Below are 1,282 nucleotides of genomic sequence, written 5' to 3'. Positions count from 1 at the left end.
ACCAGCCTAAAAAGGTAGCTTAGGCTTTCTTTTTGAAACTCCTTCAAAACGCGCAGCGTTTAGTGGGAGTTGTTCATGTCCGAAATATGTAATAACTTATAAAGTTAAACTCTCTTTAAAAAGAAATCACTTTCAGTAACGCATTGTTATTAAATGATAACTAAACATAAATGGCAAGGATTAAAGGGTTGAAATAGTCACAAGAAGAACACTAACCCCCTGGGCAGATTAACCAAAAACGTTATGATACGATAACGTGTGACCAGCTAAAGCAAACGACTATTTTTATACATGTTCGCTAATTGCGTATGGTGTTAAAAAATATACAAATATCTTGAAATTAGATATTTAGCCTTTATAGGCTCGATTTTTAATTGCTAGGTGATTTTTAAAAGTTTAAAACTATTCAGCTCAGTTATGTTTACAGAGCAGTCGAACTTCTCAAAGAACCGAGTTACGTTATTCAAAGTAAGGGGTTATTTGATTTAAATTTCAACCATACCGCCTTAATAAGAAGCTAAAAAATAGTTGCTTATACTTTAGCGACGTAGGGTTAGGAGGCATTTTTTGTCTTTCTTAATTGACTTGATATGTTTTTGATACCAGAATATATTAAATATTGGTATTGGAGGTTGGCATGGCGAAAAATACAAGTGTTACATTAGGTGAGCATTTTGACTCATTTATTAGTCAGCAATTAGAGACTGGTAGGTATGGATCTGCAAGTGAAGTTCTAAGAGCTGGATTAAGAGCCTTAGAAGATCAAGAATTGAAAATGAACAATCTAAGGAATATGTTGGTTGAGGGAGAAAACAGCGGAATAGCTGACTATTCATATGACACACTATTGAGTGACTTAGATAAAGAAAATCATTGATATGAAATTTCATATATCTAAAAAAGCTAAATCAGATTTAATAAAAATCGCTCGTTACACGCAACTTAACTGGGGCAGGCAGCAGAGAAATGACTATTTAAAATTACTTGATAGCGTTTTTCATCAAATTGCAGAAGAACCAGAGCTAGGTTATATTTGTGATTACATTAGAGAAGGCTATAGAAAGCGACCGCAAGGGAGTCATGTCATCTATTACAAAGAATTCGGCAAGAAAGAAGTTGTAATTATTCGAGTTCTTCATAAAAGCATGGATATACACCGGGCTCTCTGAAAACGTAACTGGCCAACAATACTGTCCCAGATAGACTCAAGTGGATCTATACGCGTTCGCCATTGGCGTTTATTAGACAATGGCTGCTCATCCAGTTTATCAATGCGCCTTGC

At 35.0% G+C, this 1,282-nt stretch carries 2 protein-coding genes; both read left to right on the top strand.

Annotation, left to right across the window (positions count from 1 at the left end):
- The first annotated feature begins 637 nt into the window (after positions 1-637).
- Positions 638-877: a type II toxin-antitoxin system ParD family antitoxin gene (locus tag AAEY55_RS18045; protein WP_008113998.1), complete on the top strand. Its 240-nt coding sequence runs from the start codon at positions 638-640 to the stop codon at positions 875-877.
- A gap of 1 nt (position 878) precedes the next feature.
- Positions 879-1,169 (top strand): type II toxin-antitoxin system RelE/ParE family toxin, encoded by a 291-nt coding sequence (locus AAEY55_RS18040; protein WP_008114000.1) that lies wholly within the window; start codon positions 879-881, stop codon positions 1,167-1,169.
- The last annotated feature ends 113 nt before the right edge of the window (positions 1,170-1,282 follow it).

Origin of the sequence: Pseudoalteromonas sp. 120-MNA-CIBAN-0494, from assembly GCF_040308885.1 — a bacterium.
GTDB lineage: Bacteria > Pseudomonadota > Gammaproteobacteria > Enterobacterales > Alteromonadaceae > Pseudoalteromonas > Pseudoalteromonas nigrifaciens.
The sequence above is the reverse complement of the archived record's forward strand: the minus strand, read 5'-3'. Positions and strand labels throughout refer to the sequence as shown.

Coding starts and splice junctions, on each gene's coding strand:
- AAEY55_RS18045 (WP_008113998.1), top strand. CDS start 638: ATGGCGAAAAATACAAGTGTTACATTAGGTGAGCATTTTGACTCATTT.
- AAEY55_RS18040 (WP_008114000.1), top strand. CDS start 879: ATGAAATTTCATATATCTAAAAAAGCTAAATCAGATTTAATAAAAATC.